Origin of the sequence: Demequina activiva (assembly GCF_016862815.1) — a bacterium.
Classification (GTDB): domain Bacteria; phylum Actinomycetota; class Actinomycetes; order Actinomycetales; family Demequinaceae; genus Demequina; species Demequina activiva.
This window is the reverse complement of the sequence record NZ_BONR01000001.1, coordinates 757791-772212: the sequence shown is the minus strand read 5'-3', so window position 1 is coordinate 772212 and position 14422 is coordinate 757791. Positions and strand designations below refer to the sequence as shown.

The 14422-nt window shown below is 67.5% G+C and carries 17 protein-coding genes; all 17 read left to right on the top strand.

The genetic code is table 11. The features are described 5' to 3' along the window. Window positions 1–29 precede the first annotated feature (29 nt). The 17 genes from Dac01nite_RS03755 (at window position 30) to Dac01nite_RS03675 (ending at window position 14403) form a co-directional block, all read left to right on the top strand. Window positions 30–590: a LemA family protein gene (locus Dac01nite_RS03755; RefSeq protein WP_203653466.1), complete on the top strand. Its 561-nt coding sequence runs from the start codon at window positions 30–32 to the stop codon at window positions 588–590. After that, complete coding sequence (locus Dac01nite_RS03750) at window positions 587–1336, top strand: type III secretion system chaperone family protein (protein WP_203653465.1); 750 nt, start codon at window positions 587–589, stop codon at window positions 1334–1336. Before Dac01nite_RS03755 ends, Dac01nite_RS03750 begins: the two co-directional genes overlap by 4 nt. 30 nt (window positions 1337–1366) lie before the next feature. Further along, on the top strand, window positions 1367–2266 hold the full coding sequence (locus Dac01nite_RS03745) for an ABC transporter ATP-binding protein (RefSeq protein WP_239066483.1): 900 nt from the start codon (window positions 1367–1369) through the stop codon (window positions 2264–2266). After that, window positions 2263–3486 (top strand): ABC transporter permease, encoded by a 1224-nt coding sequence (locus tag Dac01nite_RS03740; protein ID WP_203653464.1) that lies wholly within the window; start codon window positions 2263–2265, stop codon window positions 3484–3486. Before Dac01nite_RS03745 ends, Dac01nite_RS03740 begins: the two co-directional genes overlap by 4 nt. Further along, a complete protein-coding gene (locus Dac01nite_RS03735) occupies window positions 3483–4136 on the top strand; it encodes a TrmH family RNA methyltransferase (protein WP_239066482.1) in 654 nt (217 codons plus the stop codon). Before Dac01nite_RS03740 ends, Dac01nite_RS03735 begins: the two co-directional genes overlap by 4 nt. A 257-nt stretch (window positions 4137–4393) precedes the next feature. After that, window positions 4394–4750 carry a YciI family protein gene (locus Dac01nite_RS03730; protein ID WP_203653462.1) on the top strand — a complete coding sequence of 119 codons (357 nt, stop codon included), beginning with the start codon at window positions 4394–4396 and terminating at the stop codon, window positions 4748–4750. Beyond that, complete coding sequence (locus Dac01nite_RS03725; RefSeq protein ID WP_239066481.1) at window positions 4678–6054, top strand: RNA polymerase sigma factor; 1377 nt, start codon at window positions 4678–4680, stop codon at window positions 6052–6054. Before Dac01nite_RS03730 ends, Dac01nite_RS03725 begins: the two co-directional genes overlap by 73 nt. A 45-nt stretch (window positions 6055–6099) precedes the next feature. Continuing rightward, entirely contained in the window at window positions 6100–7119 is a 1020-nt protein-coding gene (gene fbaA, locus Dac01nite_RS03720) for a class II fructose-bisphosphate aldolase (RefSeq protein ID WP_203653461.1), read from the top strand. 154 nt (window positions 7120–7273) lie between these two features. Next, window positions 7274–8572, top strand: a complete 1299-nt coding sequence (locus Dac01nite_RS03715) for an adenylosuccinate synthase (RefSeq protein WP_203653759.1) — start codon at window positions 7274–7276, stop codon at window positions 8570–8572. 175 nt (window positions 8573–8747) lie between these two features. Continuing rightward, window positions 8748–9293 carry a hypothetical protein gene (locus Dac01nite_RS03710; RefSeq protein WP_203653460.1) on the top strand — a complete coding sequence of 182 codons (546 nt, stop codon included), beginning with the start codon at window positions 8748–8750 and terminating at the stop codon, window positions 9291–9293. A gap of 54 nt (window positions 9294–9347) precedes the next feature. Then, window positions 9348–10478 (top strand): AHH domain-containing protein, encoded by a 1131-nt coding sequence (locus Dac01nite_RS03705; protein WP_203653458.1) that lies wholly within the window; start codon window positions 9348–9350, stop codon window positions 10476–10478. Window positions 10479–10519: 41 nt separating this feature from the next. Next, on the top strand, window positions 10520–11113 hold the full coding sequence (locus Dac01nite_RS03700; protein ID WP_203653457.1) for a hypothetical protein: 594 nt from the start codon (window positions 10520–10522) through the stop codon (window positions 11111–11113). A 111-nt stretch (window positions 11114–11224) separates the two neighbouring features. Then, the gene (locus Dac01nite_RS03695) at window positions 11225–11845 is read left to right on the top strand and encodes a hypothetical protein (RefSeq protein WP_203653456.1); all 621 of its coding nucleotides are present in this window, start codon (window positions 11225–11227) and stop codon (window positions 11843–11845) included. Window positions 11846–11858: 13 nt separating this feature from the next. Next, window positions 11859–12494, top strand: coding sequence for a hypothetical protein (locus tag Dac01nite_RS03690; protein ID WP_203653455.1), 636 nt, complete (start codon window positions 11859–11861; stop codon window positions 12492–12494). 108 nt (window positions 12495–12602) lie between these two features. Beyond that, on the top strand, window positions 12603–13241 hold the full coding sequence (locus Dac01nite_RS03685; protein WP_203653454.1) for a hypothetical protein: 639 nt from the start codon (window positions 12603–12605) through the stop codon (window positions 13239–13241). A gap of 277 nt (window positions 13242–13518) precedes the next feature. Next, window positions 13519–13956 (top strand): hypothetical protein, encoded by a 438-nt coding sequence (locus tag Dac01nite_RS03680; protein WP_203653453.1) that lies wholly within the window; start codon window positions 13519–13521, stop codon window positions 13954–13956. Window positions 13957–13983: 27 nt separating this feature from the next. Beyond that, window positions 13984–14403 (top strand): hypothetical protein, encoded by a 420-nt coding sequence (locus Dac01nite_RS03675; protein WP_203653452.1) that lies wholly within the window; start codon window positions 13984–13986, stop codon window positions 14401–14403. Window positions 14404–14422: the final 19 nt, after the last annotated feature.

Sequence of the window (14422 nt, the reverse complement as noted above, 5' to 3'; positions counted from 1 at the left end):
TCAGCATCACCGACAGTTGGAGGGGCACCATGGAGTGGTTCTTCGTCGCACTCGCGATCATCATCGTGATCGTCATCCTGTGGGCGATCGCGCAGTACAACCGGCTCATCACGCTGCGCAACCTGGTGCAGGAGGCCTGGCGCCAGATCGACGTCGAGCTGCAGCGACGCCATGACCTGATCCCCAACCTGGTCGAGACCGTCAAGGGATACGCCAAGCACGAGCGCGAGACGCTCGAGGCCGTGATCCAGGCCCGTTCCGTGGCTGTGGAGCCCGGATCGAGCCACGCCCAGCAGGCGAAGCAGGAGAACGTCCTGTCCCAGGCGCTGGGGCGCCTGTTCGCGCTCGCGGAGAACTATCCGGATCTGAAGGCGAACCAGAACTTCCTGGAGCTCCAGCGCGAGCTCGCGGACACGGAGGACCGCCTGGCGGCGTCACGGCGCATCTACAACGCGAACGTGCGCTCGATGAACACCAAGGTCGAGACGTTCCCCACGAGCGTGGTCGCGGGCATGTTCTCGATCACGCGCGAGGACTACTTCGAGGTCCAGGACGCCGCGGTGCGCCAGACGCCCAACGTCCAGTTTTGAGTGTCGCAGACGCCGCGATCTTCGCGACCATTTCGCTGGTGTTCCTGGGCATGACGGTGCCACTGATCGCCAAGCTGATCGCGATGGGCAACAGCCGCGCATCGAAGTGGATCGTGATCACGAGGCGAACGCCCGCTCCGCCGATCGCTCCCGCTGCCGCCGCCCGCGGGTGGCAGTACACGGCTAGCAGCGGAAGGTGGGCGCATCTCTTCACGGTCCCGCCCTTCGGGATGCGCGGAGCGCCCTACGCGACCGATGTGGTGCACGGCAGCCGCGAGGGGGGCGCTTTCGTGGCTTTCACGTTGCACGGCGTCAAGCGAACGAACAGTTCCTCCGAGCGATCCAGCGCGCCGTGGCGCGTGGTCGCAGTACCCCTGGGCGGGCGCATCCCGCGGGTCTCGTTCACGCCGACAGGCGCGCTCGCGGAGCTCCTGGGAGTGGAGGTGCTCGAGGCGTGCGAACACGAGGTGCTCGTCGAATCCCACGCCTTCAACGAGCGGTGGCGAGCTGGCACGGACGATACGGAGTGCGCGCACGCGGTGCTCACGTCGACCGTCATCACGGCTCTGATCGATGCGCCAAGCGAGATCTACTCCATCTTCATCGAGAACGGGTACCTCGTCGCCGCGACCGCCTATCCCGCGCATGGACTCGACTGGATCGACGCGTGGCTGGACGTGCTCGAACGCATGCGCGATGGAGTCCCACCGTTCGTGTGGGAGCGCTGGCGGCTTCCCGCGTCCTGAGAGTGCGAGCCGGTTGCTAGGGTCGCCAGGGTGAGCGACTCCTCCCAGCTGTCCGTCTCCGGCCTCACGCACTCGTTCGGCGATCGTCGCGTGCTCGACGACGTCACGTTCGACGTCCGGCCCGGCCGCCTCACCGGCTTCGTGGGAGCCAACGGCGCCGGCAAGACCACGACGATGCGGTCGATCGTGGGCGTCCTGAAGCCCGATGCGGGCACCGTCACCTTTGGCGGCGAGCCGCTGAGCCTGGCCGTGCGTAGGCGCATCGGCTACATGCCGGAGGAGCGCGGCCTCTACCCCAAGATGAAGGTGCACGAGCAGCTGGTGTTCCTGGGGCGGGTGCTGGGCGTCGACCGCGACGTCGCCGCGACGCGTGCGACGGCGCTGCTCAAGGACTTTGGCCTGGGCGACCGCGCGGACGACGTGCTGCACACACTGTCGCTGGGCAACCAGCAGCGCGTTCAGGTGGCGGCCGCGCTCATCCATGAGCCTCGCATCCTGGTGCTCGACGAGCCGTTCAGCGGTCTCGATCCGATTGCCATGGACACGATGGCCGCGCGGCTCCAGGAGAGCGCGGCGCAGGGTGTGCCGGTGCTGTTCTCCAGCCATCAGCTCGAGCTGGTCGAGAAGCTGTGCGACGATCTGGTGCTGATCAACAGGGGTGCCGTGGTGGCCGCTGGAGATGCCGCCGCACTGCAGGAGGAGCGGGCCGGTCGACGCTATCGCGTGCAGGTGGCCGCAGCGCCGGAATGGACACCGGCTGGAGCCGGGTTCGAAGTCGCGTCGCGCGACGCGCGTGGCGTGCTGGTGGACCTGGACGAGACCGCAGACACTCAGGACCTGCTCGCGCAGGCGCAGCGTGCGGGCGCCGTCGAGCACTTCGGTCGCGTGGTTCCCACGCTCGCCGAGCTCTTCCAGGAGGTGGCCCGATGACGGAGCCCACGGCCCCGCAGCGGGGCGCCCTGGTCCGCGTGATCGCGGGCCGCGAGATCTCCGTGAAGCTGCACGACAAAGGCTTCATCGCATCGACCATCGTGTTCCTCGTGGTGATCGTCGCCGCGGTCGCCATCCCGGCGTTGATCGGCGGCGGCACGCCCGAGTACCGAGTGGGTGTGGCCCCGGGAGCCGAGCAGGTCGTGGACGCGGCTGCCGGGCTGGGTGCGCTCCCCGCAGACGAGCGCCCTCCGGGCGTGCCCGAGGCGCAGGTCGACTCCGTTCCCGTGGAGGAGCCCCAGGCGGCGCTCGAGTCCGACGACTCGCTGACCGCCGTGGTGTCCGTCGACGGCGACCAGGCGACCATCTACGGCCGCGACGGCGTGCCAGAGGAGCTGCGAGCGCTGATCACGACCGCGGGCGCGCAGGCGACCATCGCGCGCGTGTCCGGTGAGGCCGGCCTGACGGACGCCCAGCTGGACGGTCTGCTCGCGCCGCCGGTTCCGGACGTGGTGCTCACGGACCCCGGTCCCGACCACGCGGTCCCGCCGGAGCTGCTGGTGCTCGTGTTCGGGTTCCTGTTCTACTTCGCGGTGCTGACCTTCGGCATGTCGATCGCGCAGTCCGTGGTCGAGGAGAAGCAGTCGCGTGTGGTCGAGCTCCTGGTGGCCGCGGTGCCCATGCGGTGGATGCTCGCCGGCAAGGTCGCGGGCAACACCGTGCTCGCCATCGCACAGGTGGCGCTGATCGTAGGCGCCGGCCTGGTGGGAGCGGCACTGACGGGGTCGAGCGACGTGGTGTCGCAGGCGCTGGGCGCCAGCGGCTGGTTCCTCGCCTTCTTCCTGGGCGGCTTCCTGATGCTGGCGTGCCTGTGGGCGGTCGCGGGCTCACTCGCCTCGCGCATCGAGGACCTCCAGTCGACGACGCTGTACATGCAGCTCGCGGTGATGATCCCGTTCTTCTCCGCGATCTTCATCACGGACGACGGTTGGCTCCAGCGGGTGCTGTCCTACTTCCCGCTCACGGCCCCGCTGCTGATGCCCGCGCGCATGCTGCACGGCAACGCCGCTCCGTGGGAGCCCTGGGCCGCGCTCGCGATCGTGCTGGCGACGGCGGTGGTGCTGATCGGCGTGGGCGCGCGCCTCTACTCCGGCTCCGTGCTCAACACCTCGAAGCGCACGTCGCTGGTCGCGGCGTGGCGGGCCGGGTCTGGCGCGTGACCGACTCCCTCGAGGGCGACAGCGCTCCCGAGCACGGCGTGGGGCCCTTCCCGGGCGGCGAGGGCGCCTGGCCGGAGGACGCGCGCCTGGACCCTGATCTGCTGCGGGAGGGCGACCGCCGCAACGTGGTGGATCGGTACCGCTACTGGCGGCACGAGGCAGTGGTCGCCGATCTCGACGAGCGCCGGCACGAGTTCCATGTCGCGATCGAGAACTGGCAGCACGACCTCAACATCGGCTCGGTGGTCAGGACCGCGAACGCGTTCCTGGCGCGCGAGGTGCACATCGTGGGCAATCGCCGATGGAACCGTCGCGGCGCCATGGTCACCGATCGCTACCAGCACGTGCGCCACCATCCGACGGTCGAGGGCTTCGTCGCGTGGGCGCACAGCGAGGGTCTGGCCGTGGTCGCGATCGACAACCTGCCCGGTTCCGTGCCGCTCGAGACCGCTCAGCTTCCCCGCGAGTGCGTGCTGGTGTTCGGCCAGGAGTCGGTGGGCCTGTCGGATGCGGTGCGCGATGCGGCGGACGCGACGCTCGCGATCGCGCAGTACGGCTCCACGCGCTCCATCAACGCGGGCGCTGCCGCAGCCATCGCGATGCATGCGTGGGTGCGCCAGCACGCGGACATCGACGCAGGTCACGCCTGACCTGTCTCCCATCAGGTGCCTCGCTCCTGGAGGAACCCCACGACTCCACAGCGCGCTCCGGCGCAATCTGTAGGAAAGTGAGGACCCAAGGAGATCAGCGACCAGGACGTCCAGCCCGGCCGCTGGGAGATCGTGCGCGAGGTCGACACCCGCCTGGGTTGAATCGTGCGACGGAGTGTCGATCCCGTGCCGCTGCTGCGTCGTAGGGGTGAGACTCGGGAGAGGCCCGGGCTCGCCGGAAACAAGGAGACACCATCATGAAGTACCTCTTGATCCTCGCCTCGGACCCCTCGCTCCCCTCGCCTGAGCCCGGTGACGCGGGCTTCGAGGCCTACATGGCCGCGTGGTCCGAGTACACGCAGGCGCTCACGGCCGCGGGTGCTCATCACAGCGGCGAAGCGCTGCAGCCCGCCGAGACCGCCACCACCGTGCGCCACGATGCCGGGGCCACCACCGTGATGGACGGCCCCTTCGCCGAGCTCAAGGAGCACCTGGGTGGCTACTACCTGATCGACGTCGACACTCTCGACGACGCGATCGAGTGGGCTCGCCGGGTGCCCATCGGCACCGGCTCCGTCGAGGTGCGACCGGTGTTCCCCACGGACGAGTTCTGAGCAGCGACCCACGGGTCGACGCGGCGCTGACCCGCGTCGCCCGCGAGGAGGGCGGGCGCCTGCTCGCCCTCCTCGCGGACCGTCTGGGGGGCGTCGACCGCGCCGAGGACGCGCTGCAGGACGCTCTCGCGCGAGCGGCGGGCTCGTGGGGCGCGGCGGGCGTGCCGGACCAGCCCGCCGCGTGGGTGTACACCGTCGCCCGCAATGCGGGCGTCGATCGATTGCGGCGGGAGTCCGCCGCTCAGCGCCGCCTGTCCACGCAGGCGCGGGTGCTCGAGGCCGGCACGACCGAGCGGCTGGACAGCGCGTCGACGGCCGATGCGCCCGTCGCGATCGCGGAGTACGGGCAGGTGGGCGACGAGCAGCTGCGCCTGATGCTCCTGTGCTGCCACCCGGCCCTGGGGCGCGAGGCCCAGGTGGCGCTCACCCTGCGACTGGCGGGAGGCCTCACCACCGCGGAGATCGCTCAGGCCTACGTGGTTCCTGAGGCGACCATCGCCCAGCGCCTGGTGCGGGCCAAGCGCAAGATCAGGGCGGCGAACATCCCGCTCACGATCCCCGCGGACCTGAGCGAGAGGGCCGAGGTGCTGACGGCGGTGCTCGGCGCGATCTTCAACGAGGGCTACCTCGCCCACTCCGCCGCCGCGGGCACGTTGACGCGGGCCGACCTCGCCGATCAGGCCATCCTGCTGACCGCCACCGCGGCCGATGCGCTTCCCGACGAGCCGGAGCTCGCGGGCCTGCTCGCACTCGAGCTCTTCCACCGGTCGCGGGATGCGGCGCGCGTCGATCGCGACGGCGCGCTGGTGCGCCTCCAGGACCAGGACCGGACGCTGTGGGACCGGTCGATGATCGCGCGTGGGTACGCCGTTCTGGCGCACGCTCTGTCGCGACGAGCGCTGGGACCCTGGCAGGTTCAGGCGCTGATAGCAGCGGAGCACACGCGTGAGCGCACGGATTGGGAGCGCGTGGTTCGGTACCACGACGTGCTGATCACGATGGGTCCGAGCACGGTCGCGCAGCTCAGCCGCGCGATCGCGGTCGCGGAGGTCGACGGGCCCGAATCCGCGCTCACGGACGTCGACAGGATCACGGGTCTCGAGCGCTACCACCTCTTCCACGCGGCCCGTGCGGACCTGCTCGAGCGCTCGGGGCGGGCCGAGGAGGCGGCGCTCGCGTGGGACCGTGCGGCCGGGCTCACCGCCAACCCCGCGGAGGCGGCCTATGTGGCCCTGCGGCGCGCATCGGCCGCCACCGCCGCGCGCAGGGACCTGGGGCCCATACCGCGCCCGCGCGATTTCTGACAGAATGGACGGCGGTTCCTTTCCGCACGATCCCAGGAGATCTTCATGGCCATCGCCACCGTTGAGTCGTACTCCGCGATGCTGGACGCCGCCAAGGCCGGCAGCTACGCGTTCCCCGCGATCAACATCACGTCCTCGTCGTCCATCACCGCCGCCATCCAGGGCTTCGCGGAGGCCGAGTCCGACGGCATCATCCAGGTCTCGGTGGGTGGCGGTCAGTACGCCTCCGGCTCGACCATCAAGGACCAGGTCGTGGGCTCGCTCGCGCTCGCCGCGTACGCCCGCGAGGTCGCGGACTCCTACGGAGTCACCATCGCGCTGCACACGGACCACTGCCACAAGACCTACCTGGACAACTGGCTCAAGCCGCTGCTGAAGATCGAGGCGGACAAGGTCGCGAACGGCGGCGCCCCCATCTTCAACTCGCACATGTGGGACGGCTCGACCGTGCCGATGGACGAGAACCTCGCGATCGCGGAGGAGCTGCTCGAGCTGTCGCAGGCCGCGCGCACGATCCTCGAGATCGAGATCGGCGTCGTGGGCGGCGAGGAGGACGGCCACTCGGCCGAGATCAACGACAAGCTCTACTCGACTCCCGAGGACGGCATCGCCACCATCGAGAAGCTCGGCCTGGGCGAGAAGGGCCGCTACATGACGGCCCTCACGTTCGGCAACGTGCACGGCGCGTACAAGCCGGGCGCCGTCAAGCTCCGTCCCGAGATCCTGGGCGAGATCCAGAAGGCCGCCGCCGAGAAGTTCGGCAAGGACAAGCCCTTCGACCTCGTGTTCCACGGCGGCTCGGGCTCGACTGCCGAGGAGATCTCGACCGCCGTCAGCCACGGCGTCATCAAGATGAACATCGACACGGACACCCAGTACGCGTACACGCGTCCCGTGGTGGACCACATGATGAAGAACTACGACGGCGTCCTCAAGGTCGACGGAGAGTGGGGCAACAAGAAGGCCTACGACCCGCGCGCCTGGGGCAAGCTCGCCGAGGCCGGCATGGCCGCCCGTGTGGTCGAGGCCTGCCAGCAGCTGGGCTCCGCCGGGAAGAAGATCTGACCAAACCGCGTCAGGCCAGGCCCCGGGGAGTCACCAGACACCCCGGGGCCTCGCTACGCAAAGGCCGATGCGCATCGGCCGTTCATCAGGTGGGGCACCAGCCCCGCTGACACCAAGCCCCCGGCACCGTTCCGGGGTGAGGGGAGTGGGCGAGATGCCCGGAGTGGTGATCGTGGGAGCCCAGTGGGGCGACGAGGGCAAAGGCAAGGCCACGGACGTGCTGGGAAGCCGCGTCGACTATGTGGTGAAGTTCAACGGCGGCAACAACGCCGGTCACACGGTGGTGATCGGTGACCAGAAGTTCGCCTTGCACCTGCTGCCGTCCGGAATCCTGACGCCGGACGTCACGCCGGTGATCGGCAACGGCGTCGTGGTGGACATCTCCGTGCTGTTCAGCGAGATCGACGCGCTGCTCGAGCGCGGGGTGGACCCGTCCAAGCTGCTGATCTCCAACGCCGCGCACGTGATCGCGCCGTACGCCCGCACGCTGGACAACGTGACCGAGCGCTTCCTGGGCAAGCGCAAGATCGGCACGACCGGCCGCGGCATCGGGCCGGCGTATGCGGACAAGATCAACCGCCTGGGGATCCGCATGGGTGACCTGTTCGACGAGCAGGTGCTGCGCGACAAGATCGAGGGCTCGCTCGAGCAGAAGAACCACCTGCTGGTGAAGGTCTACAACCGCCGCGCCATCTCCGTGGACGAGGTCGCGGACGAGCTGCTGCAGTACCGCGAGCGTCTCGCGCCCATGGTCACGGACACGTCGCTGGTGCTGAACCAGGCGCTCGACCGCGGCGAGACCGTGCTGTTCGAGGGTGGCCAGGCGACCATGCTGGACGTGGATCACGGCACCTACCCGTTCGTCACCAGCTCGAACGCGACGGCAGGCGGCGCCTCGACCGGCTCCGGCGTGGGGCCCACGCGGATCGACTCCGTGATCGGCATCGTCAAGGCCTACACGACCCGGGTGGGCGAGGGGCCGATGCCCACGGAGCTGTTCGACGAGAACGGCGAGTTCCTGGCACGGGTGGGGCACGAGTACGGCACCACGACGGGACGGCCTCGCCGATGCGGGTGGTACGACGCCGTGATCGCTCGCTATGCGTCGCGCATCAACGGCCTCACGGACCTGGTGCTGACCAAGCTGGACGTGCTGACGGGTCTCGAGGAGATCCCGGTGTGCGTCGCCTACGACGTGAACGGCACGCGCTACGAGGAGCTGCCGCAGGATCAGGCGGACTTCGCCGCAGCGACGCCCATCTACGAGTACCTGCCGGGCTGGACCGAGGACATCTCGGCCGCGCGCGAGTTCTCGGACCTGCCGCAGACCGCCCAGGACTACGTGCTGGCGCTCGAGAAGATCTCGAACTGCCGCGTGAGCGCGATCGGCGTGGGCCCGGGCCGCGACGAGATCATCGTGAACCACGACCTGCTGCACGCCAGGGGTGAGTAGCGCGACACTCTGATCGAACGCTGGGCACATTCTCGCTCCGGGGATGTATCTTCGACGCGGCGATGGCACCGCACTCCACAAGGAGAGACCGTTGCCGCGCCTCCGATCTATCGCCCTGGCCTTGATGCTTGTCCTGGCCGCTCAGGCGGCGGCATCTGGCCCTGCTGCTGCCGCTATGCCCACGGTGTCCGCCACCTTCACCGTCGACCGAACGGTGGTGGATGACGCGAATCCACGAGTGCAGCTTCAGTTCGTAGTGTCGGATGCGCTGCCGTACGGCACCGAGATCCGCATCTGGGACGGGAGCAAGGTCACCAACTACTACTCCTGCACTCTGAGCGCCGGCGGTTGTCTGGTGTCCTCGGGGACAAAGGTCCCCGAGGACGCTACGGTCACGTACCACGCGTACTTGACGTCGAGCCCTGGGTGGGACGGTGCCCTCGACCGGCCTACGGGAGACTTCGTGGACCTTGGCGCGATCACGGTGCGGCACGCAGGCTACTCGGGTTCGATCACGGAGTTCTCCTCATCCCGCGTGGGCGAGAACTACTACGGCACCCCGGCCTTTCGCCTGTCGCTCTCCCTCAGCGTGCCGGTGAACTCCTACCGGGCGACCATCGTGGACGTCACGCGGAATCGGCTCCTGTCCAATTGTGGCGGAGCGGGAACTGACGGCATCTGCAATGACTGGGAGTACTTCTCCTCCGGGATTCGGGTCTAGGAAGCCGCTGTGTCGAGTGGCGGATACGCCGGGGCGGGCGTCTACCGAGGGAATGTGGCCAGCAGGCAGCTGATGTTCGCCCATGTTGGCGACCTGGACGACGTGAAGGACGATCTCCTCCGCTACGCTTTCGTGGCGCTGAACGAGCCAGCCGGATCAATGACGCCTGCCGCTCTCGTCGCAGGGTCCAAGCTTGTGGACTCCACCGCCGCCGCGGCGATGAACGATGTTGCCGCGTGCAGTCGAGTCGCCCCCTATCTGACCGCCAACGCTCGGACCCGCTCCACAGCCGGCGACTTCTGGCTCGCGTGCAGCGCCGCTGGGCTGGGCGAGGCGCTGATCGGCCTCGCGGGAATCGTGTCCATCAGCGTCATCATGGACATCCTCTTCGACATGGGCACTGATCCGGACGCACCCATCGACGGATCAACCAATCCTGATGCCGACTGCTACGTCCTCACGGGCGTGGGGAACTGGTGCACGTCGAACGCCGACGACCCGTGGCTCAACCCCGGCCCACCGACTGCTGCGGACTACGACGGAGCGGTCAACTCGCCCACTGCCTACTCGATACCCGGCGAGCCGTGGGACCCCAAGCCGCTGCGACCGCGGTTCACCTATTTCGACGGAACTGAGGCGTGGTCGTGCGACGGCATCCCCGGGGAGCCGCGGTCAGTTGAGGTCTACGCCCTCGAGGACGGCCAGTGGAAGCCGCAGGCCGGCGGAGCGGGCAGCAGACCACCCGTCAACTGCATGTTCCTCGACGAGAACGGCGACCTGCTGCTCGACGCGGATGGGAACATCGACACCTCTGTGCGTGACGCGACGCTCGATGCGCTCTTGCGCAAGGATGGACTAGAGAACACGTACGAGCGCCATCACATCGTCACCAAGTACGCGAACTCCACGGATCCTGCGAAGGTGAACGTGGTGAAGGAGATGAACGGTATCCTCGCGCGCCGGGGACTCACAACGGAATCTGACATGAACCTACTGGTCATCCCGCATGAAGGCCCGCACCCACCCGAGTATCACAATTGGGTGCTCAGCAATCTGCAGGAAGCAGATGCGGCTGCAGGCGCCGACGACGCGCTCTTTGCTCACTTCTTCACCGAGTACATCACCTCGTCCATCCTGGAGGATCCGTCGATCGTGCTGAAGAAGTACTGGGAGTGCCGCAGGTGAGTACGAGTGATCTGCTGGATCTTGCTGGGGTGAAGCCCCACATGTTCTACAGGGCCATGTCGTTCGATCTGGTCACACGGTCGACCGCGAGTGCGACGACCGGCGAACCCGCCGATCGTGAGTACTACAGAGCTGCCAGGAACTATGGCGCACCTGTTGGCAAGCTCGAATTCACGTTCGATGCTGCGACCTTGCCGACGTGGCCGTACTTCATGGGGGTCCGAACCGTGTTCTCACGCGCCGGCAGGGATGTGATCAGTGCTCACCTGGGCACTGCTGATCGCATTCGTTTCTTCGAGTACACGGTGACGCTCGCGGGTGGAATCAGCGACGAGGTTCATGTGGCGCTGCCGACGGAGCACGTCGACGTCCTCTCGCCCTGGTCGACGGTCGCGCCCAACGGCGTCGCACAGTGGTGGGCGCTCGATCTCGCAAAGTTGCGCGACCGCTCGTTCTTCATTGTCCCCGAGGCGAGCACCGACGTCGTGATGCGCGGCGACCTCATCTTGGCGCTTCACGAAATTGGCTGGCCCGGGTACGTGTACGAGCTGCGCGTGATGGACGGCAAGCACATGGTCGCGTATGAAGAGTGGGCGGAGCACCCTGAATGGACCCACTGTCAACCGCCGCAATGACGGAGATCTCCGGATGAGTGGCCTCACGGGTGTGGGCCGGCGAGTGCCAGACGTGGCGTGCTCTTGGCACCTGTCCGTCGTGCGCGCGGCTTACTGGGAGTGTCGCCGCTGATGTCCGAACTTCTTCCGATGAGCGAGGTGGTTCCGCACCTCCTCTATCGCGTGTTCTCCTTTGATAAGGATAATCGCGGTGTGTTCACCCGAGGCGGAGGCAACGACATCTACGGAGCGGAAGTCACCTACGGTGCCGAGCTACCGGATGTGTCGTTCGCAGTCGATGACGTCGTGCTACCGCCGTGGCTGTACGTGGTGCGCGCTCGGACCGTCTTTTCGGAACGTGCAAAGGCGGTGATCCATGCGTACCTCGGCGCGGAGGATCGGATCGGCTTCTTTCGGCTCCCCGTTGAGATGCCTGACGGGCGCCTCGAGTCCGTTCACCTCGCGTATTCCACGGAAAGGGTGGACGTGCTGTCGATGTACTCGACAGTGTCGCCGCACGGCGTGGCGCAATGGTGGGCGCTTGAGCTATCCAAGTTGAACGGCCGCTCGTTCTTCATCGTTCCAGAGGCGAGGAGCAACACAGTGATGCGGGGCGACCTGCTCCTGGCGCTCCATGAGCTTGGATGGCCTGGGTACGCGACGGAACTCCGGGTGATGAACGGCAAGCACCTGGTCTCGTATGAAGAGTGGGCGGAGCACCCTGAATGGACCGACTATCAACCGCCGCGGTGACGGGGACCTTCAGGTGAGCGACAAGTCCCAGTTTCCGGTTCCCGAGGTTGTCCCACATCTGTTCTACCGCGCATTCAGCTTCGACACCCGGGCCTCCGCCGTCACCACCGAATCGGCTGAGCCCGCGCGCCGTCTCGTTGCTCGCGCGCGCCGCCTTCACACGCCGCCGACCAAGGACCTGGCCTTCAGCGTAGAGGCGAGGGAGCTCTCGGTCTGGCCGTACTTCCGTGATGCGACGGGAGTCTTCTCAAGCGGGGCCCGCGACGTACTCGAGATGTTCCTCGGAGCCGAGGACAACATCGTCTTCGAGTCCTATCCCGTTGCCCTTGAGGGAAGTGACGACGTCGTCCACGTTGCGTACTGCTCCGCGGCGGTCGACATCGAGTGGGGCCTCAATGCTCCGCTCTCGGACGGCAACGTTGGGCGTTACTCGGGCGTCGACCTTCGCAAGTTGGCAGGCAGAGTGTTCTTCTTCTACCCGCCTGCGGTGGGCGACGTGGCGCTTCGCGGAGACGTCATCATTGCTCTGCGACAACTGGGCTGGCCTGGGTACGCCGAGAAGCTTCCTGTCATGAGAGGGACCCGCCGTGTGAAGTACGAGGAGTGGGCGGAGCACCCTGAATGGACCGACTATCAACCGCCGCGGTGAAGGGGACCTCCGGATGAGCGGCGTCACTGGCGAGGGCCGGCAGGTGCAACGCTTGGCGTGTTCGTCGCGCACGTCCATCATGCGGAGGACCTACTGGGAGTGTCGTCCATGACCGATGATGATTCAGTCGAACTCGAGGCGGTCGTCGGTCATTGCTTCTACGGGGCGTTCGCCTACGACGCTGCTGTGAAGTCTCGCGCGACAACGGTGGGCGGGGACTCGGCTCGGCTGGCGGTGTCGACGGCGTTGAAGAGGTTCTCCACCCCGGCGGACGAGCTGGTCTTTGAGGTGACGCTGCCTGAATTGCCGCCGTGGCCTTACTTTGTCGGAGTCCGTCAAGCCTTCAGCGCTGAGGCAAGGCAGACCATCGAGGCCTACGCGGCTCCTGGCGACAGGATTCGCTTCGTGTCGTATCCGGTCGCGCTTCTTGATGATGCGATTGATAAGGTGCACGTGGCGCTTCCGACGGAGCATGTGGACGTGTTGTCACCGTGGTCGACTGTTGCGCCCAGCGGCGTGGCGCAATGGTGGGCGCTGGACCTTCACAAGCTGGCCGACCGGTCGTTCTTCGTCGTGCCCGAGGCGCGCAGCAATACGGTGATGCGGGGCGACCTGCTGTTGGCGCTCCATGAGCTTGGCTGGCCTGGGTACGCCACAGAACTCCGGGTGATGGACGGCAAGCACATGGTCTCGTATGAGGAGTGGGCGGAGCACCCTGAATGGACCGACTATCAGCCGCGACCATAGCGGAGACCATCAGGTCAGCAACTTGTCCCAGATTCCACTTCCCAACGTTGTCTCACATCTGCTCTACCGCGCATTCAGCGTCGACACCCGGGCCTCCGCCGTCACCACCGGATCGGCTGAGCCCGCACGCGGTCTCGGCGCAGCTCTGCTCGCCTATCCCAGGATTCCCTGGAACAAGCGAAACCCCATCCCCTGACACCTCGAACCGTGGCGATCCCGGGATTTGCGCGGCGCTGAGAGAGGCGAAGCCGGCTCGCACCTCGGTAGGGTCTCTCGGATGAGGCGCCGTGCAGTCGGTTGGTGGGGAGCGGGTGGCGCGCTGCTTGTGATCGTGGGCTGCTATCTGTGGGCGGCCACGGACTGGTCGCCGCCCGACCTGGACGATGAACGAGCGTTCGCCGCGCAGATGGTCCAGGTGGACGCCGCCCGTGTCGTGACAGTGGAGGAGAGACCGGCGCCCCGGATCAACCTCAACCCTCTGGTGGTGTGCTGCGACGATGGCGGTGCGAGCATCGGTGCTGTCGTCGTCACCTACGAGGGCGAGGATCTCGACGCGATCGAGAACGCCGTCGAGGTGCGCCTGCGCTCCAAGGGGTGGGAGCCACACGGGTCCCTCTGGAGCGGTCCGCCCGCTGCGGGTCACTTCTGGTGCACCGTCACGCGCGACGACGACGCCACAGAGGTGCGCCTGCGCGTCGGCCGGATCGAAGGCTGAGAGGTCGTCGTGACGAGGCTGACTGGCATGCGACGACGCACTGCGCTGTGGACGGGGTTCGGCATCGTCGTGCTGGCGGCGGGCCTCGTGGCCGCGATCCTCGTCAGCGCGCGGCTTGAGGCCTCGCAGCGCCTGGATCCCGAGCGCGTGATCGCGCAGCAGTACCTCGACATCGACGGCGCGACCTCCGTCACGACCAGCGAGACGCTGGGCGCCTTGTTCCCGGACGGTCTGGGCTCGGGCATCGGCTCGGTGTACGTCCACTACGAGACCGAGGATTCCGATGCCGTGCTCGCGGCACTCGAACAGCAGCTCGAGGAGGACGGCTGGCGGCGCGAGGGCGACGGCTCGACGTGGTCCGGCGGAGCCGCGCACGACAGCCGGTGGGCGACCGTCTCGACGCGGGACGGCGAGGTGTGGCTGCGCATCGGCTCGATCGAGGGCTGACCCTCAGCCGTCGCTAGAC

What these genes read in the sequence shown, in the direction of transcription:
- Dac01nite_RS03755 (WP_203653466.1), top strand. Translation starts at nt 30, where the DNA reads ATGGAGTGGTTCTTCGTCGCACTCGCGATCATCATCGTGATCGTCATC.
- Dac01nite_RS03740 (WP_203653464.1), top strand. Translation starts at nt 2,263, where the DNA reads ATGACGGAGCCCACGGCCCCGCAGCGGGGCGCCCTGGTCCGCGTGATC.
- Dac01nite_RS03730 (WP_203653462.1), top strand. Translation starts at nt 4,394, where the DNA reads ATGAAGTACCTCTTGATCCTCGCCTCGGACCCCTCGCTCCCCTCGCCT.
- fbaA (WP_203653461.1), top strand. Translation starts at nt 6,100, where the DNA reads ATGGCCATCGCCACCGTTGAGTCGTACTCCGCGATGCTGGACGCCGCC.
- Dac01nite_RS03715 (WP_203653759.1), top strand. Translation starts at nt 7,274, where the DNA reads ATGCCCGGAGTGGTGATCGTGGGAGCCCAGTGGGGCGACGAGGGCAAA.
- Dac01nite_RS03710 (WP_203653460.1), top strand. Translation starts at nt 8,748, where the DNA reads ATGCCCACGGTGTCCGCCACCTTCACCGTCGACCGAACGGTGGTGGAT.
- Dac01nite_RS03700 (WP_203653457.1), top strand. Translation starts at nt 10,520, where the DNA reads ATGTTCTACAGGGCCATGTCGTTCGATCTGGTCACACGGTCGACCGCG.
- Dac01nite_RS03695 (WP_203653456.1), top strand. Translation starts at nt 11,225, where the DNA reads ATGTCCGAACTTCTTCCGATGAGCGAGGTGGTTCCGCACCTCCTCTAT.
- Dac01nite_RS03685 (WP_203653454.1), top strand. Translation starts at nt 12,603, where the DNA reads ATGACCGATGATGATTCAGTCGAACTCGAGGCGGTCGTCGGTCATTGC.
- Dac01nite_RS03680 (WP_203653453.1), top strand. Translation starts at nt 13,519, where the DNA reads ATGAGGCGCCGTGCAGTCGGTTGGTGGGGAGCGGGTGGCGCGCTGCTT.
- Dac01nite_RS03675 (WP_203653452.1), top strand. Translation starts at nt 13,984, where the DNA reads ATGCGACGACGCACTGCGCTGTGGACGGGGTTCGGCATCGTCGTGCTG.